The organism is Hymenobacter crusticola, from assembly GCF_002154225.1.
GTDB lineage: Bacteria > Bacteroidota > Bacteroidia > Cytophagales > Hymenobacteraceae > Hymenobacter > Hymenobacter crusticola.
Genome location: NZ_MTSE01000001.1, coordinates 240,838 through 264,765 on the forward strand (window position 1 = coordinate 240,838; position 23,928 = coordinate 264,765).

The following is a 23,928-nucleotide window of genomic DNA, read 5'->3' on the forward strand; positions in this document are numbered from 1 at the left end:
AAAAACCCGGCTAGGTGTCCGCTTACCTAGGCTATTTCTTTATGCAAACGTTGCCGAAACGCCACCCCTAGCTTCTTCTCCCAAAAAGGCTAGCCCTGCGGAGCTTCTAGGCCTGGGACAGAACGCAAGTAAGCCAACAAGTCGGCAATGGAGTGGTGGGCCCGCGCTTGGCCGGCGGTGTAGCTAACCCAGCGGTCGGCGCCAGCTTGCTCACGCAGCGCTATGCGTAATGCAGCATCCGGTTCGGTTGTCAGCTTGAAGCCTTCGCGCTGCAGGGCCCGGCGCGTCCAGAAAGCAAGCGGGCCGCTGCCTTCTAGGTGCACCGCGCGCGTGCCTGCTTCGTGGATAACGAACGTGCCCGTGGCCTGGTCGAAAGCTAGGCCGTCGCGGGCGAAGGCTGCTTCAAACGTGCCGCTAAGCACCAAGTCTTCTGGCACGCCAGTGTGCCATTGGCCCTGCCCATGCATGAGCCATACTTGGTCGGCGGCCTGCAACGCGAGGTCGAGCTCGTGGGTGGAGAGCAGAATGGCTTTCTGCGTTTGGCGAGCTAGCTGGTGCAACAAGCGCATGAGTTGCACCCGGTTTGGCAGGTCGAGGTGCGCAGTGGGCTCATCGAGCAGAATGACAGGCGTGTCCTGGGCTAGGGCACGCGCGAGCATTACCTTCTGCCGCTCTCCATCGCTGAGCGTTGCCACCCGGCGAGCGGCAAACTGGGCCGTGTTGGTGGCTCGCAAAGCTTCTTGCACCACGGTTTGGTCGTGCGCATTCAGGTTGCCAAGCCAGCCTGTGTGCGGGTAGCGACCTAGGGTTACTAGCTCTTGCACCGTTAGGTTGCCGGCTTCCACGCGGTCGGTCAGCACAATGCTGAGCTTGCGGGCTAGCTCGGCGGCCGTCACGCGCTGCGTATCAACTTGCTCGATTTGCACGTGGCCGCTCAAGGGCGGCTGCAAACCCGCCAGCGTACGCATCAGCGTCGATTTGCCAGCCCCATTCGGCCCCAGCAAACATACCAGGTCGCCCGGGTGCAAGGCTAGGTTTAGTGGTCCGGCTACGTGCCGCTGCTCTGCCCGCCCCAGCGTGTAGCCAATAACCAGCGCCTGCGTTTCTAACAGCGGAGTAGATGCCATCATCATGAGAAAGAAGAGCGTACGAGGGTCCGGCGCAGCGTAACCCAGATAACTACCGGCGCTCCGACCAGAGCCGTAATAATGTTGATGGGCAAGGGCGTGGAGCTGCCCGGCAGCTGCGCTAAGCAGTCGCACAGCAACGTCAGGCCGGCGCCTACGAGGCAGGCGCCCGGAATCAGCCAGCGGTGGTCGGCGGTGTTGAGCAGGGCCCGGGTCAGGTGGGGTACGGCAATCCCTACGAAACCAATTGGTCCGCAAAAGGCCGTAATGCTGCCTGCTAGCAGACTCGTACTGGCAATGATGAGCAGCCGAGCGCGGCCCACGGTCAGGCCCATACTGCGGGCATAATTTTCACCCAGCAGCAAGGCGTTCAACGGTTTGGACGAAGCAAAAGCTAGCCCTAGGCCGACCACCACTACCCCCGCCAACACGGCCAAGTGTGGCCCCGTGACGCCGCCCAGCGAGCCAAACGTCCATAGCAAATACTCCTGAATCTGCTCCGGAGCACTGAAGTATTGCCAAATACTGACAATGGATAAGGTGATGTTGCCGATCATCACCCCCACAATAAGCATCACCACATTGTCGCGCACACGGGCCGAGATGGCCAGCACCAGCAGTAGCACTAGGGCAGCACCTAGGGTAGCAGCCAGCACAATAAGCCAACTCCCGCCCAGGCCAAGCTGCTGGATGGCGTAGAGGCTAGCTGCACTGCCCGCCGATAGCATCACGAGCGCCACCCCGAGCCCCGCCCCTGCTGTGATGCCTAGCACCGACGGTCCCGCCAGCGGGTTGCGAAACAACGTCTGCATCTGTAACCCACTGACCGCTAAGCCACAACCAACCAGCACGGCCGTGATGGCCTTGGGAACCCGAATGCGAGAGATGATAAAATCCCAGGCTACGGTGCCGCTGCTTTTGCCAAGCAGTACATCGGCCACCGCCGGCAGCGGGATGCGCACCGAACCAAGGGCAATATCCAGCATGAACGCTAGCCCTACTACCCCCACCAATCCTACTAACAGCAAGCGCCGCCGCGCAATGCTGCGCTCCTGCGCCACCGGCTCAGCCGTCACTGTATTCATTACTTGAGTTGCTTATAGTACACCAGCTCGTGCCGCGGCAAGAGTTCCGGGTGTAGAATCTTGATGAGGTCGGCCAGAATAACCTCCGGATGCACCGCGCCCGACTCCCAGTAGTCGTTGGAGCCTTGCGCGTCGGTGCGCTTGTTGTTATTGTACACCGCGCCCGTCTTGAAGGGCTGAAAATCGGCGTAGCGGGCATCTTGGGCCAGGATCTCGGCTTTGGTGGTGGCCGTGCCGGTATTCACCCAGCAGTCAGCGGTGAGCGCCACGGGGTACACAGCCTCGAAGGCCAACGCGAGGCTGCCGGCTGCTCGTTCTTTGTCCCAATGGTAAGCACCACCAGCGTCGCGGAAAAACTGCGCCGTATAGCTTTCCCCGTCGGGCATGTACCAAGTGTCCTTAAACGGCAACCCCGTGAGTACCTGCGGCCGTGTAGCTACTGGGCGCGTTAGGGCCGCAAGGCGCTGATATTCTGCTTCTACCGCCGCAAACTTCTGATTGGCAACCGCCTCTTTGTCGAGCAATGCGGCCAGCAGCTTTACCCATTCGGCGCGGGCTAGGGGTGTTATTTCTACCCACTCCGAGTTTACCAGCACCGGCACGCCGGCTTCAGCTAGCGTACGAAAGCGCTCCACCGGTGCCCCAGGGCTTCCCATCGTCATCACCAGATCGGGGTGCCGGGCGATAAGCTGCTCTTCGTTCAGCGTGTTTTCGCCAAATGCTTTGATCTTGCCCTCGGCAATGCGCTTGCGCACCGCAGGCGCCGACGCGTAGCGCAGACTACCTAGCCCCACCAGCACCTCATCAGCATTCAGGAAGTCCGCCAATGCTACGTGCATCGACGAGGTACTCACCAAGGTTCGGATCGGGATTTCAATAACTGGGCTGCTGCCGTAGCCCGCCGGGTGTGCCTGACCGCGCGGCACCAGCACGTAACGCGCCGTATCGGTGTGGTCCTTGAAGGGGTTTAGAATCTTGACTACCTTGTAGTTGCCAACATACTGGATGCTAAAGCCTTTGGCGTACTTAACAGTCGTTTTCGGTGGTGCACCAACGGCTTGCGCTCGCGGGGTAGCGGCTGGCGGTGCGCCCGTTTCGGGTGTGGCCGGCGAGCAGCTTCCCAACAGGCTTGCGCTGAGCACAGCTAGGCGAACACCTACCCATCGCCAACGAGCAGGGAATACAAGAGAGAAGCCGCCGGACAATTGGCGGGCGCAAAAGTTCTTCATAGTTGACAAGCCTTTCTGCCGAAAGCTGTAACGGGCTGTGGCAAAGGCAGGTCTTCTGACTTCCCCCTCTGCCGACGGCCTTCCCGCTTCCGTGCGGAAGCAGTGGCCTAGTCGTGTCGGCCGAGTGGATCTGGGGTTACAGCAGCGGAGACTGTTCCGGATTCGCACCGGATTCCCTTTTCAGGCTGGCGCCGATGTACTCGGAGCAGCCACCTTTACTCCCGACAAAGGTAGCGGAAATAAAACGGGAGAGGTAGCCACCACACGCCCGGCACTTCGCCCGCAGTGGCAGTTGGGCTACTCTTCCAGCAAAGCGGCCCAACTTTTACCAGCTAACCCCACAACGCGAGGCACCAATGGAATTCGTATGGGAATGCTGCTTAAAAATCTCGTTATACATTAGCCGGCGCAAACCATTCTAGCGAGCTAGCCTATATTAGCTTACGCTAGCTTTTGGGTTGTAGAAGCTTGCCTGACAAGCAGTTGATGGCTCCGTTTTTGCACTTTCTTACGTAGGAGGCACACTTATCCTCCCTTCTTTCCCTTGCGTATTTACTACGAAAACCAGGTAGGGCGCTCCAGCGAGGACGCTCTGGGGTTTGCCCGGCTAACCTATTATCATGGCTCCCGCAAAGTAGAGGAGCTTCGGGCCCTGCTTGGCCACACAACCCGCCTGATTGCTCGCCGCGGCCATGGGCGCTTGCTAATTGATCAGCGCCTCATGCTGCCCTTCACGCCCGACGAGCAGCGCTTGGTGGCACAAGAATGGCTGCCCCTCATGGTTCTAGAAGGTGGCTACCGCTTCGGAGCTGTTGTCTTGGCGCAGGATGTATTTGCCCGGCTTGCCACAGCAACCGTTGTGACGGCCGTGCGCGATTTGCCAATGACTTACCGCTATTTCGACACGGAGTCGCAAGCGGTTGCGTGGTTGCTTAGCACCTAAACTCCTTGATTACCGGGCAGTAATGAACAAAATATAAGTATAGCTATTCATCTCAGGAAGCGGCACATGATTTGTACAACGCGCCTCGGATAATACAAATATATTCGTAGCTTATGCCCAAGTCATACTTTACCGCTTTCCCGTCGGACCTGCCGCCGGATGAACTTACCGCCCGCCGCCAACGCCAGCGTTATGCTGAGTGGGGCCTGTCCGTTGCTACCATGGGCGGCACTCCGCCTGCTCCTGCCGTTATAGAAAATCTTCAGGCTTACATCAACGGCGAAGTCCAGATTGAGGACCTAGCTCGCATGGGAGCCGATGATCCGGTACCGTCGCCTGCTTACCTGGCTACGCTAAGCCGCCACCGACTGAAACAACACTAGTTCTCTGAATCCGTTTTTATTTTCTCACGCCTCTCTGCTCAAGAGAGGCGTTTGCGTTTGAGCCTAAAAGGAAGAAGTGACTAAACGCTCTATGCCGTACGCTATGCAGCGGTATATCTGCCTACAAAAGCCAAAAGCCGGACGTTATCCGGCTTTTGGCTTTTCATGTGACTAAGGTCTACGACGTTAGGTAGTGTCTACCGGGCTTTATATTCTTTTTGCAGCATTTTCATCTCTGCTGCTAGCTCCTCCAATCGCTTGACAAGTGCTTTGGCCCTGATGCCGTACGGTTTGCGGCAATCCGTCCACTCCAGGAATTGTTGCAACTCCATTTTACCATATTTTACCATCGTAGCGGCATTCTCTAAAAAGGTTTCTTCGGGCTCCATAGCGTCGCTTAATATCTCTCTAATAAGGATACAACGACGCCCTGGCAAAAAATTCACCAGCTTCTCCTAGATAAGCCACTCACAAGAAATTTATAAAAATAATATCCTCTATTCAGTATAGGTACCCAGGTCGGCGATAGAAGCCAGCTGGTCGTTTCGCCAACAACTCTCTCAACAGCGTGGGAACCTTCCGATAAGCAGGTAAACATCTGACTGACAACTACATATTGACTAACAAAAAAGGGATACATTATTTGCTTATATATTTAGCATATCAGCGAATATTTTTAGTAATTTATGGCTCGAAAAAGCCATTCCGTGTGTTCTCTTAGTTCACTATATAATCCCTACTCACATGTTGGAAATGATGATTACCAAGAAGATCGGTAACCGCAGCTACCACTTCAACGCTACTGGCACCGACTTACATGAGTTGCTCACGGAACACGAAAAGCTCAGCTTCCCCGATGTGCCGGCGTGTGGCTTGTGTGGCTCCGTAAACTTGCGCCTGACTAGCCGCGTGGCGCAGGATAAGTTTAAGTACTGCGACATCAAATGTGATGACTGCTTTGGCTCCGTGACCTTCGGCCGCCGCCAAGACGACGATAAAGTGTATTTCCTACGCAAGAAAGAAGGTGGTACTCCTGGCCAACTAGACTGGGTGAAGTACGAGCCCAACATTACCGTAGCGCCTACGGCTACTACAACCAAGGCGAAGCGCTAGTCAACCTAGCTAGCTTCTTGTTCAGAAAGCCGCCCACAGGGCGGCTTTCTTGCTTTTGAGCCCTGCTACTCGGGCTAGCACCTTTACCACTCGCCGGCGTTTGCGCTCATTTGGCTGCCCAATCTACCGTTCGCCCAAAGCTCGTTTCTCGACCTAATTGCAAAGGCTAGGTTTGGACTATCAATCACCTAAACGTCTGGTCCAATGAAACTTCTTGCTACCCTCCATGCGCTACTCGTGGTGCTTCTATTTTTCAGCCAAGTACGTAGTGCCTCCGCTACTGCATTTGCCGATCGGGCCGCGGCTCACCCTAGCTTCACGGTGCAGGTAGTTGGCAAGGGCAAACCGATGCTCTTGATTCCGGGCCTGACGTGCCCTGGTGCGGTGTGGGACGAGACCGTGGCGCACTACCAGAAGCAGTACCAGTGCCACGTCATTTCCTTGGCGGGCTTCGGCGGGCAGCCAGCCCAAACACCCGTGTCGGAACACTTCCTGCAAGATGTACGCGACCAACTGCTAGCCTACATGCACACGCAGAAGCTGGCAAAACCCGTGGTAGTAGGCCATAGCCTAGGTGGTTTTATAGCTCTGTGGCTAAGCACAACGGAGCCAACCGCCGTTGGTCCGCTGGTGATTGTGGACTCATTGCCTTTCCTATCGGCCGTGCAGAACCCTAGCCTCACCGCAGAGCAAGCCAAGCCCATGGCGGAAGGCATACGCCAGCAAATGACGCAACGCAAAAGGACGGTTGCTATGGCTCGTCAGATGTCGGCCAACCTGATGATCGATACGGCCCGCATCAGCCAGGCAACGCGCTGGAGCATAGCTTCTGACCCCGCTACCGTCGGCCAAGCCATGTACGATATGAGCACCACCGATTTACGCCAGGACATTGCTCGTATTCAGCAGCCTACCTTGGTGCTGGGCTCTTGGGCTGCCTATAAGGACTACGGCTCCACCAAAGAAAGCACCCGCGCCATCTTTGAGCAACAATACACGAAGCTACCTCAGCACCACATCGAAATGTCGGAAGCCGGTAAGCACTTCCTAATGTGGGACGATACCCAGTGGTTTTTCGCCCAGGCAGATGCTTTTCTGAAGCAGAACAGTGTAGCGAAGAAGTAGCCTATATTTCGAGCAGCCACTGCTGATCGGCAGCGGAGCAACTCGCGCTGCCAGCCAAGAAGCTAGCATCCTCTTTTACGAAAGCTTCTCTACGATTCACTACACCTCTACTTCGTTTGTCATGGTATCCGAACAGGAATTTGCGGAGCTAAAGCTTGAGTTGTCGGTAAAAGCCAAGAACGGCATCGACTTCATCATGGCGGCTAGCATCATTTGGGCCGTTATTGCGTTCGTCTGGACGCTGCCTAACTCACCGGCCCACAATAGTTTCATTACGTTTTTTGTGGGCGGCGCCATGCTACCCCTTGCTTGGCTGCTGTCAAAAGTGTTCCGCACTACTTGGAAGCTGCCGCATAACCCACTTCAACCCCTAGGGCTGTGGTTGAACTTTGCGCAGCTGTTCTATTTTCCATTCCTTATTTTCATTTATAGCAAGTATCCTCAGTACTTCGTCATGACCTACGGCATTATCACGGGGGCGCATTTTTTCCCGTATGCCTGGTTCTACAATTCCAAGCCGTTTGCCATCATGGCGGGCCTTATTCCGTTGGGCTGCTTACTGATCGGTACGCGCGTTTCGGCCGACCACTTGTACTTGGTGCCCGTCTTTATCGCGGGTGCGATGCTGCTTTTGGTCGGGTTGCTTTTCGTTTCTTACCGACAGAACCAAAAAGCCTACGCGCAAACAAGGCTACACCCTGCCTAAGCCCGAATCAGACATTACTTCGTTACTTCCAGCGCTATGCCTTCTTCCCGTGCCGCTACTCCTAACCGTCTGTACTGGATCCTGCAAATAGCCGGTTGGACGGTATACGGTGCGTTTGGCACTGTGCTGGCATCCGTCTTCGGCAAGTTCTCCTTCTTCGTTGTTGCCGTACAGGCCATTGTGGCAGCTGTGATGCTATTGCTCAGCCACTTACTACGCCGTCATGTGCAACGCCATGCTTGGGTGCAACTCTCACTTGGTACGCTGCTAGCTCGCTTGTTTGTAACCAATGTGCTCATTGCGGTGCTTAGCCAGATGATTATTGGTTTTTGCGTAGTACTGCTGCTTGTGGTCACGCACCAGCTCACTGGGGGCGGGTTTCCGTGGAAGCAATACATTGGCTACGGGTTGAATGTGTTTTCCGTGATGTGGATGTGGTCGGCGCTATATTTTGGCTGGCATTACCTGCGCGGCTACAAGCAGGCCGAAGTTGACAAATGGAAGCTAGCTGCCGCCGTGCGCGAAGCCGAAATGCGCACGCTCAAAGCGCAGATCAATCCGCACTTCATGTTCAATGGATTGAACAACATCCGGGCGCTGGTGATGGAAGACCCGAGCCGCGCCCGCCACATGATTACGCATCTATCTGATTTGCTGCGCTATTCCATTCAGCTTAACAGCACTGAGCAAGTACCCCTAGCTCGCGAGCTGGAAATTGTGGAGCACTACCTGGAGCTAGAGGCCGTGCAGCTAGAGGAGCGCCTCACCTACTCGCTGGAGGTCGACCAAGCCGCCATGCCCACGCTTATTCCGCCCATGACGCTGCAACTGCTGGTTGAGAACGCCATTAAGCACGGCATTGCGCCCCGGCCCGATGGCGGTTCTATCGCCCTCACCGCCCTCACCGCCCGCGCCGACCTAGGCACCCAAGCGCTGCACATTACGGTCCGCAACACGGGCCACTACGCACCCACACCCGGCCACGAGGGCGTTGGGCTGCGCAATGCCCAGGAGCGCCTACAACTGCTGTATGGCAAGCACGCGCACTTCTCCATCGGCAACGACCCCGTGCTGCCGGCTACGGTGCTGGCCGAATTGCACCTGCCGCTCACGTCGCAAGCTCAGCCCGTGTCGGCGGACCCTAGCTATACGTCAACTTCCTCTTCCACTTTTCCCTTCCCGACCGCATGAACGCCTTGCTGGTTGATGATTCGCGCTTAGCGCGCATTGAGCTGCGCCACTTGCTCCAGAGCTTTCCCGACGTAACCGTTGTGGGCGAAGCCAAAAATATAGTCGAAGCTCGCGCCCAACTCGCGCAGCACCAGCCCGATCTGTTGTTCTTAGATATTCAGATGCCCGGTGGCAATGGCTTCGACTTGCTGGAGTCGCTGGAGGCGGCGCCGCACGTCATCTTCACCACAGCTTACCTCGATTATGCGTTGCAGGCGTTCGAAGTCAACGCCCTCGATTATCTGCTCAAGCCCATTCAGGAAGCACGCCTGGCCGCGGCCGTCGCCAAAGCACGGCAGCAGGTGCTAGCTAGGTCGGCGGCTCCCGTTTCGCCGTCCGCAGAAATAGGCCCACCCCTCGCCGCCTCCGATCAGGTGTTCGTGAAGGATGGCGAACGGTGCTGGTTTGTGCGGCTGGAAACCATTAAGCTGTTCGAAATCAACGGCAGTTACACCCAGATCTACTTCGAGCAGCACCGCCCGCTGATTCCGCGCACCTTGCAGCACCTGGAGGCTCGCCTCGACCCCAAGGTATTTTTTCGGGCCAACCGCCAGCAGATCATTAACCTGAAGTGGATCGACAGCATCGAGCCGTGGTTTAGCAACACACTCAAGATCAAGCTGAAAGACGGGCCCGAGGTGGAAGTATCGCGCAAGCAGTCGGTGCTATTCCGGGAGATGATGAGCTTATAGCCTTTTGGGGTGAGCTTACCACTTCCTTTCTACTTCAGCCGGCCTTGCGGTCGGCTGTTTCTTTGTGGCTGAGGCAACTGAGAAGCCACGTTCAGCATCTGGCAAGAACAAGACTTACTGGTCAGTAGCGCGCGGAAATGCCTGCGTTTATTGTAATTCTGCCCCCGTCTTTCTAACTCGGAGCAGATAAGCTAGCTGCGGCTGCATGACTCTTGTATTTTACTTGTGTTGTCTCCGTTAGCGCTACGGCTTTCTACGCGGCCGTTCGGCTTGTTGCTTTACCCGTACCATGAGGGTTATTAGGTTACTTATCCTGCTGATTTTTCTTACGTTAGCTAGCCGTGCCGGCTGGGCACAAGCACGACCCAAGACGCCACCCACGCCGGAAGCAGAGTCGGTTCAGGTACGCGTGGCGCTTCCGACGGTGGTGGGCGTGGCCAGCGAGTACGTAGGCGCCTTATTTTCGAAGGATAAGCGCCAAAACCTATTCAAGCAAAAACGCTCGCGTACCAGCAACCCCGTCCTGATTCTGGATGTGCCCAATGCTCCGGGGCGCTGGCTTGAGCGCAATTTTGGGCGCGACACCCCGTAGCGCACGCGCTAGCTTCAGTCCCTTATCACTTGGTCTGCTGCGCGCTGATCATGCTTCACCCCGAACAGACTTCCCGTATGCGCTTCGATTACACCTCTCTCTTATTCAGTATTCCCATCGCTATCGGGTTTGCCCGACTAGTCAAGAAGTTTCTGGATACTCCCAAACGGGCGCCACGCTGGGACCGGGTTCTCGATAAAATATGGATACCTGGCTTGGTGTTCGTGGGGTTTGCGGCTTTGTTTCAACTTCAAACCAAACTGCTGGACGAATTCTATTTGCTGTTCGTCTACCTCCTGTTTATTGGGCTCTTTGTCCGGCTCAAAAATTACAAGCCTGCCCGGACGCTGCTGCTGGCGCTAGCACCTTTTGCGTTGTACTCGTTTTTTGAACTACTGCTGAATGTGGTAGCTACCGACTTCATCAAAGAATACGACGACACGTTTGACTCGTGGCAGGGCTTCTCCGTTATCTGGATGATCACCTTTGCCTTCATTGCGCGCAATCAGAAACGCAGCCTGGAAGTCGACCTGCTGCAACGGGAGCAGGAGGAGCAGGAGAAAAGGCGCATTGCTACCCAAAACACGGAGCTGGAACGCATGGTGGCGGAGCGCACGGCGGCCCTCACCCGGCAAGCCGACGCCCTACAGTCGGCCCTGACGGAGCTACGCACTACGCAGGCCCAACTCATTCAGGCTGAGAAGATGGCAAGCCTCGGGGAACTCACTGCCGGCATTGCCCACGAGATTCAAAACCCCTTAAACTTCGTCAACAACTTCGCGGAGGTGAGCGTGGAGCTTTGCCAGGAGTTGCGCGAGGAAGTAGAGAAAGTGGAGCTAGCCGAAGCCGACAAAGACTACCTGCTAGAAATCCTAAGCGACCTGAGTCACAACCAACTTAAGATTAATCAGCACGGACAGCGGGCCAGCAGCATTGTGCGGGGCATGTTGCAGCACAGCCGCGCCAGCACCGGCGAACGGCAGCCCACCGACCTCAACGGCCTCGCCGACGAGTACCTGCGCCTAGCCTACCATGGCTTGCGCGCTAAGGATAAGACATTCAACGCCACGCTGAACACCACCTTCGACGAGGCGGTGAAGGAAGTGGAAGTGCTGCCGCAAGACCTAGGTCGGGTGCTGCTGAACTTGTTCAACAACGCCTTCTATGCCGTGCAGCAGCGCCAGAAAAACGGTGAACCCGGCTACCAGCCCACCGTGACGGTGAGCACCAAGCAGCTCCCCCAAAAAGTTGAGATTCGGGTGCGCGACAACGGCACGGGCATCCCGGAGGAAGTGCGCCAAAAGATCTTCCAGCCCTTCTTCACCACTAAGCCTACCGGTGAGGGCACAGGGCTAGGTTTATCGTTGAGCTACGACATCATTACCAAAGGTCACGGCGGCACACTAGCGGTGGAAAGCCAGGAAGGGAAAGGCACTGAATTTATCATTAGCTTACCGGCCTAGACAACTAAAAGCTAGCTTCTTACGGCTACCACCATGAACCGCTTGCATCTCCTCCTGTTAGCCGGTTTGTGGCTCCTCTGCCAAATCGCCTGTGCTCAATCAGACTCCACAACGCAGCAGCTATGGCAACAGCTACGCCACCATCCGCAGGCCGATACTAGCCGTGTAAACCTGCTCAATAAGCTAGCTGATTACGACATCCATAAAGGTAGCATCTCTTTTGCCCGCCGCGACTCGCTGGCTGTGCAGGCCTTACAGCTCGCTCAGCGCTTGGATGATTTCTATGGGCAAGCTTATGCCTGCTATAACCTGGCGACTAGCTCAGACTATGCCCTCAAGAAGCAGGTGCAGGCGAAGCTGTTGCAAGCGCTGCCCTTGGCCGAGCGCAGCGGCAATAAACCGCTGCTGATTCGGATCCTGTCTTTGCTAGCCTTCTTCTCGGAGAAGCAGGGCCTAGGCTATAGTCAACGTGCCATTGCGGTTGCCCGTGCGCTGGGCAGTCCGGTCTTATTAAAGCGGAGCTATCAGAATCAAGCAGATTACTTTGCCAACATTGAGGGCAATAACTACCTGGCGCTGCAAGCCACGCTGCAAGAACTGCCGGTCGCGCAACAAACGCATATGCCGGTAGAGGAAGTGGATGCCCTGGGGGATGTTGCTGAGCGCTATATGGCCGTCAACGATTACCCTCAAGCCCTCCTCTACTTGCAGCAAGCGCTTGGCAAAGCGAAGACCCTAGCGCCTTCACCGCAGGCACGTTACCAAAAGGGCTGGCTCCTCTACGACCTGGGCGAGTGTAATCTGCTGATGGGGCACTACGCCCAAGCGCAGGTGGCTTATCAACGGGCATTGCCCTTCGCGGATCAAGCCAGTACGATTATGCAGAGGAGAAGGGGACTAGCTGATGTCTACGAGCGGCAGCGAAACCCGAAGGCGCTGGCCTATGCTCGCCAACTGATGCAAGAACTGCAACAACCCCCATACGCGGAGCAGTTGTGGCGTACCCGCAGCCAAGTCTGTCTGACGCTCGGGCGCTACTACTTACGCACCCGCCAAGCCGACAGCGCGGTGTACTATAGCCGCTATGCCTTGCACATGGCGCAGGCGAGTACCGCAAAAGAGCCTCTACGCGATGCGCTGCAACTGATGGCCCAAGCTTACGCTCAACAGAAAGACTACGCACAGGCCTACGCCTACCAAAACCGCTACCTTGGACTTAAAGATACCCTCAGTAACGAGCAAACGGCCCGCCAGGTCACGGCCATTCGCTTCACCCAGGACCTAGCCCGACAAAAAGGCCAGATTGCACTGCTCACCAGAAACCAGCAGTTGCAAGCCGAGGCCGCCCGGCGGCAACGTTTGTTGCTGCTGGCTGCCCTCGCGGTATTAACTCTAATTGGCGGTTTGGTTTTCGTGCTGGCCCGCAATAATCGCCTAAAGCAACGGGCTAACTTGCTGTTAGAACAGCAAAAGGCCGAGCTGCAAGTTCAGCGTGACCAGACCACACAGGCCCTCACCGATCTGCGCGCCACCCAAGCACAGCTCATTCAGAAGGAGAAGATGGCCAGTCTGGGCGAGCTCACGGCTGGCATCGCCCACGAGATTCAGAACCCCTTAAACTTCGTCAACAACTTTGCTGACGTGTCGGCTGAGTTGGTAGCCGAACTAAAAGAAGCCCAAGCCGCCGGCGACACGGAAGAAGTGGTGGCCTTGGCCGAGGACCTAGGGCAGAACCTAGGCAAGATTCACCAGCACGGGCAGCGGGCCAGCAGTATCGTGCGCGGCATGCTCGAACACAGCCGCGCTAGCACCGGCGAGCGGCAACCCACCGATCTGAATACTTTAGCCGACGAGTACCTGCGCCTCGCCTACCATGGCCTTCGGGCGAAGGACAAAAGTTTTAACGCCGAACTCAAAACTAACTTTGCCCCTGGCCTGCCCCTGGTCGAAGCCGTGAGCCAGGACCTAGGTCGGGTGCTGCTGAACCTGTTCAACAACGCCTTCTATGCCGTGCAGCTCCGCCAGAAACAAGGTGAGCCCGGCTATCAACCCACTATCACGGTGAGCACCAAACAGCTCAACCAGCAAGTGCAAATCCGCGTGGCGGACAACGGCACTGGCATTCGCGACGCTGTACGCGAGAAGATCTTCCAGCCCTTTTTCACCACCAAGCCTACGGGGGAAGGCACGGGGCTAGGTTTATCGTTGAGCTACGACATCATTACCAAAGGTCACGGCGGCACGCTGGCGGTGGAAAGTGAAGCGGGACAAGGCACCGAATTTATCATTACGCTCCCTATTTAAAGCCTAACTTACCTCCCGATTATACTATCTTCGCTGACGATGAAAATACTGGTTGTAGACGACGAGGTGGACGTGCGCGTGCTGTTTGAACAGCGCTTTCGGCGGGAAATTCGGAGCGGAGAATTCTCTTTTTCCTTTGCGTACTCAGGCGAAGAAGCCCTAAATTATCTGCACGAGCACGTCTCGGAAGTGGTCCTAATTCTCTCCGACATCAACATGCCGGGCATGAGCGGCCTAGAGCTGCTGCGGCATATTCGGGAGGAGTACCCTGGTCCGCCGGTGCCGCCAACCCCGCAGGTCATGATGATAACAGCCTACGGCGATGACACCAGCCGCCAACAAGCCATGCAGCTAGGTGCCAACGACTTCCTGACCAAACCTGTTGATTTTGCCGCGTTGAAATCAAAGCTCATCTCCCTGGAAAATCATGAAAACTAAAATTCTGGTGGTAGACGATGAAGCGGATTTGGAACTACTTATCAAACAGAAGTTTCGCCGTAAAATCCGCGAGAATGTCTACGAGTTCCTGTTTGCCAGCAACGGCCAAGAGGCCCTAACTCGTGTGCACGATACACCGGACCTCGACATTGTGCTAAGCGACATTAACATGCCAGTGATGGACGGCCTGACGCTGCTGAGCAAGATGTCAGAAGCTAACCCCGTCGTGAAAACGGTGATGGTGTCGGCCTACGGTGACATGGAAAACATCCGCACAGCCATGAACCGCGGTGCCTTCGACTTCGTGACCAAGCCGGTAGATTTCACCGATCTAGAGTTGACCATGGACAAAACAGCGTCGCACGTCCAGCAAACGCGCGAAACGCTGCGAGCTATTCAGGAGAATAATATTCTGAAGATGTACGTGGATGAGACGGTGCTCAACGTGATGGGCCAACCTGGCTTCGAGAACAAGCTGATGGTGAGCGAAACGGTAGATGCGACTGTGGTTTTCATGGACATCTGCGGCTTCACGGCTCTTTCGGAAGTGCTGCCGCCGGCCAACGTGGTGGGCTTGCTCAACAAGTACTTCGACCAGATGGTGCAGGAAGTAATTGCCCAGGGCGGCTACATCGACAAGTTCATGGGCGACGCCGTGATGGCCGTGTTCCGCGGCGACTACCACCTCGACCGCGCCATCGACGCGGCGCTGTCGGTGCGCACGGTGATTCAAGCCAACGAGGATACCCTACCCGACGGCAAGCCGTATCGCCCGCAGGTGAGCATCGGCATCAACACCGGCGAAATGGTGTCGGGCAACATTGGTTCGGCTTCGCTCAAACGCCTGGACTACACCGTTATCGGCGACAACGTAAACGTGAGTCAGCGCCTGCAATCGGCCGCCAAGCCGGGGCAGATCATCATTACCGAAGCCATTTACGAGCAGGTGAAGGAGTCGTTCCAGTGCAATCCCGTGGGCGAGGCCACCCTAAAAAACAAGTCGCTGCCGGTGATGACTTACGAGGTAGTAGCCTAGGTCAGCTCTTTGCCTATTCCGCTTTAGGCGGTTTGGGCGCCGTGCTGTTCGCTAGTGCTACCCTTCCGCAACAGAGCTAGGGGGCACTGCCATCGTTTTTTCGTTCTGCCGGCGCAGGCGCTGGCACAGCACCCGCATGATGTTGCGGAGCACTTCGCTGCGTTCCTCCATCACGTCGTAGAAGTCTTCCTGATCGAGGCGGAAAGCCACCACGTTGCTTTTTGCCACGGCCGTGGCAGAGCGCGGCTCCGCATCGAGCAGGGCTAGCTCACCGAAAAAGTCGCCCTTGCGGAACGTGGCTAGGTGCTGCGCGCCACTGAAGATGCCGACTTCTCCCTCGTAAATGATAAACAGGGAGGAACCTAGGTCGCCCTTGGCAAATACTTGCTGCTCAGCCTGAAACGTTACTTCTTTCATGATGGGCACAATGCTGCTAAGCACATTCTCGGGCGTGGCCGCAAAGAGGGCCGTGTTTTTCAAAACCGCAACCCGCTCGCTGGCGGAGATGCGGGAAGCGGTGGCGTGATGACTCATGCGCGAAGACGTAAGCGTGGGGTGAGCAGCCAGCAACGGCTGGTAAAGAGCAGGTGCTTGTTCGACGAGCCGATCCAGCACTGCGAAGGCGCTTTCCTGAATCAGAATATTTTGGCTCTCTAGGTGCGGCAGCAGCTCGGCAATGGTAGCGGCGGTGGGCTGCCACTGGCTCAGGGCCGCGCTAATCGTCCAGTCGGAAAACGTGGACTCGCCGCGCCGAATGATGGTATCCAAAATAGATTCCTCCTTCTCTAGCGGCCCGACCAAACTGGTGAAAGTCCGTTCTTTCTGCCGAACGGGTGCTACCTCAAACAACGTTTGAAGCGCCAGATAGATAGGACGCGCAATCACGTTATCCAGCATTTCCAGCGCATTGGCCTGCCGCTCGCGGGCGGCGTGCATGACGCCGCGTTGGGCATCGGCAATCAGCTGGGGCGCGTACAGCTGGAACAGCAACCCAAAAATGCGCTGCTGCACTTTGGTGAGCTCGTAATCGAGTGCCCAAGTGAGAATTTCATCGGTGGTAGTGGCCTGCCCATGCAGTAGCACTTGGGCTAGCTTCATTTCAGCTAGCACTAGGCCCTCAAACAGCGGCGCCTCCGCAGCTGACGGCCCAAAACTGCGCAGCGCACGTAAGGCCACTTCTCGCCGCGCCAGGTTCGGCTGCTGCACCAGCCCCAGCAAGGCCTGGCGACTAGCAGGCACCCGAAGTTGGCCGCACACCAAGGCCACGCGCCGCACAAGCGTTTCGTCTGGGCTGGTTTGCAAGACGGCAGCTAGCTCGGGCATCGCCGCTTCGCCCAGCTGCACCAGTTGATCGGCCGCCGCGTGGCGCAGGTTTTTATCCGTGAGCGCCGCAATAAGCTGCTTTGTTTCTTGCCCATTTGCTAGGGTGGCCGTACCGTTTTGTCGGGCACCTAGGGCTTCCGACCAGCTCTGACCAATCACTTCGGTATCGGTGGTAAAGCGGCGGCTTAGCGCGTGATGTAGTTCGCTTAAGTAATGCCCGTAGGTGCGATGTAAAAAGTAAACGGCCCCTACCATGAACAGCGCCATCCAGGCGAAGGGCGCCCACTGGCTGAGCGTTGGCACCCAGTGCAAGGCAAATAGCAGCACGCCACCAAGAGCCATACCCAATGGCTCGTAGAAGCCTTTCACGAGCGTGTGCGCTTGCAACCGCTCCGGCGCTGACATCGGCTGAAATAGCACAAGAAACACCGGATCGAAGACGGCCCGGCGCAGCACTTCCAGCACCAAATAGAGTCCACAGAAATACAGCAGCAGCACACTTTCGCCCACTTGCTCCAGCCACAAGCCCCCAAATAGCAGCAAGCTGGCCAACACTACGATAGGCAACGCAATGAGCATCCAACGGATACCTAGCTTGCTCAGCAACGCGTGCGAAAAGAGCAACTTGAAGAGCGACGCCAGCAAGTACGTGAGCACCAGCACGCTTCCCACGTACTGCATCACGCTGGCTTGGTCGTGAAACTTGTGCTTCACATTCACAAAAAACGAGTACTCCACACCCGTCGTGACGGCGGCAATAGCGGTCAGGCTCAGGCACAGCGTAAGCACCAACCGGCTGTCGCCGAACCACTTGCGCAGCCCCGGCGCCACGGCTTGCGTGCGGGCGGCGCGGGCGGCGGCTTTCACCGCCACGTCGTGCAGGCGGCCCGTGGCTTGCAACGTGAGCAAAGCTCCTAGGTAAGCCCCGAAAGCCGTGAGCAGCAGCCACAGCAAGTCGGAGTGATGATGAATCAGGATGGCCAGCACCGCACCGAGGGCTTTGGCGGGCATGTCGCCGGAGCTAATCACGCTAAATAGCCGGCGGCCTTGCCGCACATCGAACACCACCGCCGACACACCCCAAAATTCCAGGTTGGTCAGCAGGTAAATTACGCGGTAGCCCGCCATAATGGCCACGGCCGCCGCCACCGAGTGCCCAAACGTAATCAGCACGCCCAGTACGCCCGTGACTACGACCACCGCCAGCAACACGCGCATGGCTAGGTTTTGGAGCGGCAGGTGGTGCTCGTAGTGCCCGTAGATTTTGCTGGCGCCCATCATGGCCAAAGCGGCCACGCCGTAGGCTAGGGGCAGATTACGCTCCGGGTTGTTTTCGAGCAGAATCACGTTGGCCGACACGTACACCAAGATGGTCCCGATGCCGAGCAAAAAGTTATGTAGAAAGAACAGCCCAACTGTACGCCCTTCGTCTGGGCGGATGCCAACCAGTTGCTGCCAGCGTTCAAGTAATGTCATGCCAGAGAAAAAGGGAATACCTAGCCGTACCAATAGAAAGTGCAAGATAGGTGCCTAGCCGCGCACAGTATCCGAATTTTCCTTTTAAGTTAGAGCACCTATCCTTTCCCGCTGCTTGTCATGGATTGCCACCGCGCCGAAACGTATGTGCTGCGGGAGTTGCGTGCGCACCTCTCGCCTACCCTCTACTACCACGGCTTGCACCACACGCTCGATGTGGTGCAACAGGCACAGGCCCTGGCGGAAGGCGAGGGCATCACCGATTCGGAGCTGCTGGCCCTGCTGCGCACGGCGGCCTACTACCACGACTCCGGCTTCATGACCACTTACCAGGGCCACGAAGCGGCGGGCTGCGACCTAGCGCGGCGTGTATTACCGGATCTGGAGTATACGCCTGCACAGATTGAGCTGATTTGTGACCTCATCATGGCCACGCGCCTGCCCCAAAGCCCCGGCGACTCCTTGCTGGCCAAGATTCTCTGCGACGCCGACCTCGACTACCTGGGTCGCCCTGATGACTTTTGGCCGATCAGCCAAACGCTACGCAAAGAGCTAGAGGTGCATGGCTCCGCCGTGGACGATCATACCTGGAACTTAGGGCAAGAGAAATTTCTCAGCACCCACCACTATTGGACTACCACCGCCACAGCCCGCCGCGAGGCAGCCAAACAAGCACGGCTGGCGGAAGTACGCGCCTTATTAGCTTAATTAACCTCGTCGGTAGTAGCAGGATACGCGCTTCTTTCTACCTTTCACCTGCTATTGTCGTTTGTCACTCTTTACCCTGGCCTTCATGCTCTCAGAAATAATATTCTATTCCCTCGATAAGGCCATCCGACAATACCGCAAGTTTGCCCAAGCTAACATCGACCGCGCCGGCATTGACATCACCATCGACCAGTGGCTGGTGCTACGCGTGATAGAAGAATTCGACGACCTGACCCAAGCGGAAATGGCCGACCGGGTGTTCAAGGATCAAGCCTCAGTGGCGCGCATCATCGCCTTGCTGCTCAAGCGGGGGCTGCTAAAAGCTGAGCGCCTGCCGCAAGACGGGCGTCGTAGCCAGCTGCGCGTGTCGCCGCTCGGCCACGATGTGTTGGTGGCTGTGCAGCCGGTGGTGCTTAGCAACCGGGCCGTGGCACTCACAGGCCTTGGCGATGATGATTTGGCGCACCTCCGGCAGAGCTTGGAGCGCATCTATAACAACTGCCGCCCCAAGCTGCCCTTTGATAGCGCCACAGTCAGTGCAACAGTGCCTCACGCCGTACCAACTGAGCACGAGGCTAGCTAGGAGTTAGCCTCTTTGCGCGGAGACGCGGGTAGATACTCTTTATTAGGCCAACATCTTAGGCCGAAAAACAGGCTTTTTGCGCGCTCACGGGCTCTGCCTTCTAATTTGCGCCTGCTTTTTGCTACTACAACCCTAATTGCTAGAAAACTAATCAGAATCTGTTTTTCGCTGTCGGGCAGGCTAGGCTTATTTCCTTCCGCTTGGCAGCCTGCTTTTAGTTGTATGCTTACACTAATCGACTCATCCTCCAATAATTTACTAAACGCCGGCACTGTCGTTCGCGTCGTGTTCTCAACCGTGCCACCCGATAACAAGGGCTTGCAGAGCGTGATTCGCAAGCGGTTTAAGATGCACATGCCTAGCTTTCGTATTCGGGCGTGTGGCAAGCTCACGGGTGAGCGGTACTACGTCGATTTTACGGCGCCCAAGGATACTGAAATGCACAGCATTCGGCAGGAGGTAGATACCCTCGCCATGTCGTACGCGGTTACGATCAAGGAAGATAAGCTGGCTCGGCAAAACGCTTCTCACTAAGGTTGGTGCCCGCGTTGCTGCTAGCCCCGCAAACGTCAGAACGCCTGAGCTAAAACAGTTCAGGCGTTCTGACGTTTGCGGGGCTAGGGTAGGCTTCTTCACTTAAGGAGACGCAGCGCCGTTTCCATCAGCAAGTCCTGCTGCGCGCCGTCAGTGGCTTTGCGCATATCCACGAGCACCTTCGGGCGGTACTTCTCGCGGGGCGTGCCGTTGAGGTGGTAGAGCTTCTCGGCCGGGAAGTTGAACCCGATACCTGAGTTGGGCATTCTATACGAATAGATGGAGCCGTTGAGCCGAGCTAGCTCAGTTCCCACCACCGTGGCGCGCTGCATGGCGTCGAAGGCGATGGTGATGCCCTCGCCCATGCTTGCCGTCCAGTGATTGACGAGCACTACCACGGGACGGGTGTATGGCGCCGGGCGCGGCGCCACCAATTCCCGCCACTTGCGCTTCACACCGTAGGTTTTTTCCTCGCTCACTAGCTCGTGCTCTTGGTAGGCTTGCTCCGTCGTAATGAAACGCCCCAATATAGCCCTGGCCACGGTAGTGTTGCCGCCGTTGGGCGTTTCACGCAGGTCAAGAATAAGCGCCTTAGTAGGCAACATAGTTGTAAGCGCGCTGTCGAAGGCTTGAATTAAGCCGTTATCAAACAAGCAGTTGTTTATCTTGATGTAGCCTACTCCGTCCCTTATGCGAGCATCTAGGTTGCGCGGGTAGTGTACGTTCTCCTGGAGCATGGCAGGCCGATCGGGTTGGTACTCTACCACGCCACGCGCCGTGCGCACCGATAGCTTGCGCGGCACGTTATGCGCTCCGGCCAAGGCTAGGTTTAAGGCGTAGGTGCGCACTTCCGCATCTACAGCGCGCAACGACTTGCCCACGAAGGAACGAATAGCCTGCTCGACAGGCACGCCGCCGATGGCCACAATTTCCATTCCCGGCCGAATCCCGACCTGCTCGGCACCTAGGTGCTGGCGTACATCGAGCACCGTGGCTTTGCCAGCCACAAACTCGGCATACAGATCACTGCCCGAGGGAACCAGGCGCTGCGAATCGAACTGATTGGTGGTCAGGGAAGCATGGTTGTCGTAGAGCTCCACAAACACGTTTTCGAGTAGCCGGACAAAGGCGCGCCGCGAACGGACGGTGTCGGCCTGGGGTTGGTAGAGTTGGCGAACCTTGTCCCAGTCGGTCTGCTTTTTATCGAAGTAGGCGTAGTTGTCGCGTATGGTTTCCCAGAGATAGTCAAAGTCTTGGCGGTACTGCGCGGGCGTTAACTTGGCTTGCGCCAACGACGTTGACAACCCTAGGCCGGCAAGCAGGCCTAGGGTCAATAGCAATATTTTCATGGCCGAAGAAGGCAACAAAAGCTAGCTTCGCAAAAAGAGACGCTAGCTTTTGTAATTTTGTAGCATTCTCACTGACCGAACTGCAACGTTCGCGCACCGGGCCGGGCCCATGCGCAGGTCAGTTTCACCCCGAAATGTTCCTTCTTTTTAGCATATGACGCATCGTCATTTCCTCATTCACAAGCCGTTTGGCTACCTCAGCCAGTTTGTGTGCGAGCTAAAAAAGAAGAAATTGTTGGGCGAGCTGCATGATTTTCCGACGGGCACTATGGCCATTGGCCGCCTCGATGAGCACAGCGAAGGCCTGCTACTCCTAACTACCGACGGCCGCGTAAGCGAAGCCATCCGCAGCAAAGGCGTTGAGAAAGAATACTACGCGCAGGTCGATGGGCTGATAACGGATGAGGCCATTACCCAGCTGCAACAAGGCGTAGAAATCGGCCTCCGCGACGTGAAGTACCACACGGCCCCCTGTACCGCCTTCCGCCTGGAAACGCCCCCTGGCTTTGCTCCCCGCACCCGAAAGATCCGCGACGACCGGCATGGCCCTACCAGTTGGGTGTCCATTACCCTGACGGAAGGCAAGTTTCGGCAGATCCGTAAAATGACGGCGGCCGTGGGCTTCCCAACCCTGCGCCTGGTGCGCGTACGCATCGGCGACATTCACCTGCACGACCTGCCGCCGGGTAGCGTGCAGGAAGTTGCTAGCTTTGTACTCCCTGAGCGCGAAGAAGTAAGTAGCTAGCGCTGCTTTTCCCAGGTACTACGCTCGCCAATGCGAGCCGCTACGACGCTTCTGTTACTGCATGAACTATAGTGCTGTAACATCTGTTTTCAACGATACAACCGTTTCACATCTGGTGCCATCGGGCACCTTACATCTATAAAGACAAGCATGGGCAGATCACAAGCCACCTTCGGCAAGAAGGAAAACGAGAAGAAACGGTTACAGAAGCGCAACGAAAAGGCGGAAAAGAAGGAAGAGCGCCAAGCAAATGCGAAGAAGGGCCAGAGCCTAGACGATATGCTCGCTTACGTGGACGAGAACGGTAACATTTCTGCGACGCCGCCGGATCCGAAGAAGAAGAAAGAAATTGACCCCGAGACGATCCGTATCGTGACTCTGAAGCAGGAGGATATGGAGCAGGAAGATCCCATTCATAAAGGCACCGTTACGTTCTTCAACGAGTCGAAAGGCTACGGTTTTATCAAGGATTTGCAGACGCAGGAGAGCATCTTCGTGCACGTGAACAAGCTGGTAAACCCGATCAAGGAGAACGACAAAGTGAACTTTGAGATTGAGATGGGACCTAAAGGGCCTAGCGCTTTTAATGTAAAACTAGAGGCTTAAACCTCTACGCTCTGCTAGCACACGCAAAGAGGCAGCAACTTTCGACGTTGCTGCCTCTTTGCGTGTGCTAAGCGGCGAGGTACAGTACCCCACCTAGGTTAGGCCGACTGCCTAAACTCGGCTGGAGTCAGGCCTATTTTCTGCTTGAACAGGCGGCTGAAGTACGACGGATTTTCGAAACCCAAGGAGAAAGCTGTCTGGCGGACGCTCCAGGAAGTACTCAGCAACAAGCGTTTGGCTTTTTCCAGGAGGGCGTAGTGAATGTATTGCTGGGCATTCTGACCCGTGTGCGTGCGCAGCACGTCGCCTAGGTAGGCCGGTGATACGTGCAGGGCCTCGGCAAAGTGCTGCACTGTGGGCAGCGGCTGCTCGGCGGCAGTGTCGAGGTAGGTGGCGAGCAGGGCTTCGAACCGGCTGAGCAGGTCGGGCCCGTTGGTTGGCTCAACCGGAAATTGCCGGTGGTAAAACCGGTGGGCGTATTGCAGAAGCACATCGAGCTGGGTACTCAACAGCTCTTGGCTGAATGCGTCGTTGGGCTGTTCGCTTTCCTGCCGCAAACCCGCAACGGCGTAGTTCAGCAGTTGTTCCTCGCTCTCGGCCAACGCGAGGGCCTGCTGTACGCGGTAGGCAAAAAACGGATAGTTGCCCGGAAACGGTCCTGTTGGTCGGCGCGTCAGCAAATCTGGGTGAAACACGACCATCCAGCCCTGCGGCGCCTGCGCGGGCGCCCCGCCCGGTGGGCAAAACTGCACGGGCTGGCCGGGCGCGTAAAAACCTAGCACCCCCTGCCGGTAATCGTACGCCTGCTGCCCGTAGGGGAGTTGCCCATCGAAGTGCCGCTTCAAGACGATCAGGTAGAGGTGGCGCAGGGCGGGTTTGGCCGGGAAATCGGAGACGGGGTACTGAGCTAGGTCGATGACCGTCACGAGCGAATGCGCGGGCGGGGCAAAGCCGTAATGCCGCGTAAAGTCGGCTACCGTATTCAGGACGGCAAAGGAGGCCGTTTGAGCTTTCATGTGGGCGTTAGGAATGAGCAGTTCGCTACAAGCTAGGGGCAGCTAGCTCTTGTTGTTGGGGTAGACCTTGTTGTTGCTCTGAACAGAACGAACTACTAGCTATCAACTTACTTCCACCAAGG

Annotated in this window: 24 protein-coding genes and 1 riboswitch; of the genes, 17 read left to right on the forward strand and 7 right to left on the reverse strand. The window is 56.7% G+C overall.

The annotated features are described in order from the left end of the window. Positions 1-89 precede the first annotated feature (89 nt). Genes BXP70_RS00890 through BXP70_RS00900 form a run of 3 tightly spaced genes read right to left on the reverse strand, consistent with a single transcriptional unit; the run spans position 90 to position 3,441 of the window. Entirely contained in the window at positions 90-1,133 is a 1,044-nt protein-coding gene (locus BXP70_RS00890) for an ABC transporter ATP-binding protein (RefSeq protein WP_245849412.1), read from the reverse strand. Continuing rightward, complete coding sequence (locus tag BXP70_RS00895; RefSeq protein ID WP_086592130.1) at positions 1,130-2,212, reverse strand: iron ABC transporter permease; 1,083 nt, start codon at positions 2,210-2,212, stop codon at positions 1,130-1,132. The genes BXP70_RS00890 and BXP70_RS00895 overlap by 4 nt, the downstream gene beginning before the upstream one ends. Further along, positions 2,212-3,441: an ABC transporter substrate-binding protein gene (locus BXP70_RS00900; RefSeq protein ID WP_086592566.1), complete on the reverse strand. Its 1,230-nt coding sequence runs from the start codon at positions 3,439-3,441 to the stop codon at positions 2,212-2,214. Before BXP70_RS00900 ends, BXP70_RS00895 begins: the two co-directional genes overlap by 1 nt. Positions 3,442-3,469: 28 nt before the next feature. After that, positions 3,470-3,673: riboswitch (cobalamin riboswitch) on the reverse strand. A 312-nt stretch (positions 3,674-3,985) separates the two neighbouring features. Between BXP70_RS00900 and BXP70_RS00905 the strand changes: the two genes are divergently transcribed. Next, positions 3,986-4,384: a hypothetical protein gene (locus tag BXP70_RS00905; RefSeq protein ID WP_086592131.1), complete on the forward strand. Its 399-nt coding sequence runs from the start codon at positions 3,986-3,988 to the stop codon at positions 4,382-4,384. A gap of 113 nt (positions 4,385-4,497) precedes the next feature. Then, positions 4,498-4,767 (forward strand): hypothetical protein, encoded by a 270-nt coding sequence (locus BXP70_RS00910; protein WP_086592132.1) that lies wholly within the window; start codon positions 4,498-4,500, stop codon positions 4,765-4,767. Positions 4,768-4,964: 197 nt separating this feature from the next. On the opposite strand, the gene BXP70_RS00915 is transcribed toward BXP70_RS00910, so the two are convergent. Then, positions 4,965-5,156, reverse strand: coding sequence for a hypothetical protein (locus BXP70_RS00915; protein ID WP_086592133.1), 192 nt, complete (start codon positions 5,154-5,156; stop codon positions 4,965-4,967). Positions 5,157-5,520: 364 nt separating this feature from the next. On the opposite strand from BXP70_RS00915, the gene BXP70_RS00920 reads away from it, so the two are divergent. From BXP70_RS00920 to BXP70_RS00965, 10 genes are all read left to right on the forward strand, one after another. Next, positions 5,521-5,880, forward strand: a complete 360-nt coding sequence (locus tag BXP70_RS00920) for a hypothetical protein (protein ID WP_143436322.1) — start codon at positions 5,521-5,523, stop codon at positions 5,878-5,880. A 204-nt stretch (positions 5,881-6,084) separates the two neighbouring features. Beyond that, entirely contained in the window at positions 6,085-7,005 is a 921-nt protein-coding gene (locus tag BXP70_RS00925) for an alpha/beta fold hydrolase (RefSeq protein WP_086592135.1), read from the forward strand. Positions 7,006-7,126: 121 nt separating this feature from the next. Then, positions 7,127-7,711 carry a DUF7010 family protein gene (locus BXP70_RS00930; protein WP_086592136.1) on the forward strand — a complete coding sequence of 195 codons (585 nt, stop codon included), beginning with the start codon at positions 7,127-7,129 and terminating at the stop codon, positions 7,709-7,711. A 36-nt stretch (positions 7,712-7,747) separates the two neighbouring features. Further along, the gene (locus BXP70_RS00935; RefSeq protein WP_086592137.1) at positions 7,748-8,902 is read left to right on the forward strand and encodes a sensor histidine kinase; all 1,155 of its coding nucleotides are present in this window, start codon (positions 7,748-7,750) and stop codon (positions 8,900-8,902) included. Continuing rightward, a complete protein-coding gene (locus BXP70_RS00940; protein WP_086592138.1) occupies positions 8,899-9,633 on the forward strand; it encodes a LytR/AlgR family response regulator transcription factor in 735 nt (244 codons plus the stop codon). The genes BXP70_RS00935 and BXP70_RS00940 overlap by 4 nt, the downstream gene beginning before the upstream one ends. A 289-nt stretch (positions 9,634-9,922) precedes the next feature. Continuing rightward, on the forward strand, positions 9,923-10,225 hold the full coding sequence (locus BXP70_RS00945) for a hypothetical protein (RefSeq protein WP_086592139.1): 303 nt from the start codon (positions 9,923-9,925) through the stop codon (positions 10,223-10,225). Between the two features lie 50 nt (positions 10,226-10,275). Continuing rightward, positions 10,276-11,688 carry an ATP-binding protein gene (locus BXP70_RS00950; RefSeq protein ID WP_245849415.1) on the forward strand — a complete coding sequence of 471 codons (1,413 nt, stop codon included), beginning with the start codon at positions 10,276-10,278 and terminating at the stop codon, positions 11,686-11,688. Between the two features lie 33 nt (positions 11,689-11,721). Then, positions 11,722-13,992: an ATP-binding protein gene (locus tag BXP70_RS00955; RefSeq protein ID WP_245849420.1), complete on the forward strand. Its 2,271-nt coding sequence runs from the start codon at positions 11,722-11,724 to the stop codon at positions 13,990-13,992. Between the two features lie 39 nt (positions 13,993-14,031). Next, entirely contained in the window at positions 14,032-14,430 is a 399-nt protein-coding gene (locus BXP70_RS00960) for a response regulator (RefSeq protein ID WP_086592141.1), read from the forward strand. Then, positions 14,420-15,466 (forward strand): adenylate/guanylate cyclase domain-containing protein, encoded by a 1,047-nt coding sequence (locus tag BXP70_RS00965; RefSeq protein ID WP_086592142.1) that lies wholly within the window; start codon positions 14,420-14,422, stop codon positions 15,464-15,466. Before BXP70_RS00960 ends, BXP70_RS00965 begins: the two co-directional genes overlap by 11 nt. 57 nt (positions 15,467-15,523) lie before the next feature. Here BXP70_RS00965 and BXP70_RS00970 read toward each other — a convergent pair whose 3' ends face one another. After that, positions 15,524-18,265 carry a cyclic nucleotide-binding domain-containing protein gene (locus BXP70_RS00970; RefSeq protein ID WP_086592568.1) on the reverse strand — a complete coding sequence of 914 codons (2,742 nt, stop codon included), beginning with the start codon at positions 18,263-18,265 and terminating at the stop codon, positions 15,524-15,526. 120 nt (positions 18,266-18,385) lie between these two features. On the opposite strand from BXP70_RS00970, the gene BXP70_RS00975 reads away from it, so the two are divergent. From BXP70_RS00975 to BXP70_RS00985, 3 genes are all read left to right on the forward strand, one after another. Continuing rightward, positions 18,386-18,973: an HD domain-containing protein gene (locus BXP70_RS00975; RefSeq protein ID WP_086592143.1), complete on the forward strand. Its 588-nt coding sequence runs from the start codon at positions 18,386-18,388 to the stop codon at positions 18,971-18,973. Between the two features lie 85 nt (positions 18,974-19,058). Beyond that, entirely contained in the window at positions 19,059-19,556 is a 498-nt protein-coding gene (locus tag BXP70_RS00980; protein WP_086592569.1) for a MarR family winged helix-turn-helix transcriptional regulator, read from the forward strand. A 222-nt stretch (positions 19,557-19,778) separates the two neighbouring features. Further along, positions 19,779-20,090 (forward strand): hypothetical protein, encoded by a 312-nt coding sequence (locus tag BXP70_RS00985; RefSeq protein ID WP_143436323.1) that lies wholly within the window; start codon positions 19,779-19,781, stop codon positions 20,088-20,090. 98 nt (positions 20,091-20,188) lie between these two features. Here BXP70_RS00985 and BXP70_RS00990 read toward each other — a convergent pair whose 3' ends face one another. After that, positions 20,189-21,439 (reverse strand): S41 family peptidase, encoded by a 1,251-nt coding sequence (locus BXP70_RS00990; protein WP_086592145.1) that lies wholly within the window; start codon positions 21,437-21,439, stop codon positions 20,189-20,191. Positions 21,440-21,593: 154 nt separating this feature from the next. On the opposite strand from BXP70_RS00990, the gene BXP70_RS00995 reads away from it, so the two are divergent. Together BXP70_RS00995 and BXP70_RS01000 are read left to right on the forward strand one after the other, a co-directional pair. Next, positions 21,594-22,184: a pseudouridine synthase gene (locus tag BXP70_RS00995; RefSeq protein WP_086592146.1), complete on the forward strand. Its 591-nt coding sequence runs from the start codon at positions 21,594-21,596 to the stop codon at positions 22,182-22,184. A 150-nt stretch (positions 22,185-22,334) separates the two neighbouring features. Continuing rightward, entirely contained in the window at positions 22,335-22,790 is a 456-nt protein-coding gene (locus tag BXP70_RS01000) for a cold-shock protein (protein ID WP_086592147.1), read from the forward strand. 98 nt (positions 22,791-22,888) lie between these two features. Here BXP70_RS01000 and BXP70_RS01005 read toward each other — a convergent pair whose 3' ends face one another. Next, positions 22,889-23,806, reverse strand: coding sequence for a helix-turn-helix domain-containing protein (locus tag BXP70_RS01005; protein ID WP_086592148.1), 918 nt, complete (start codon positions 23,804-23,806; stop codon positions 22,889-22,891). Positions 23,807-23,928: the final 122 nt, after the last annotated feature.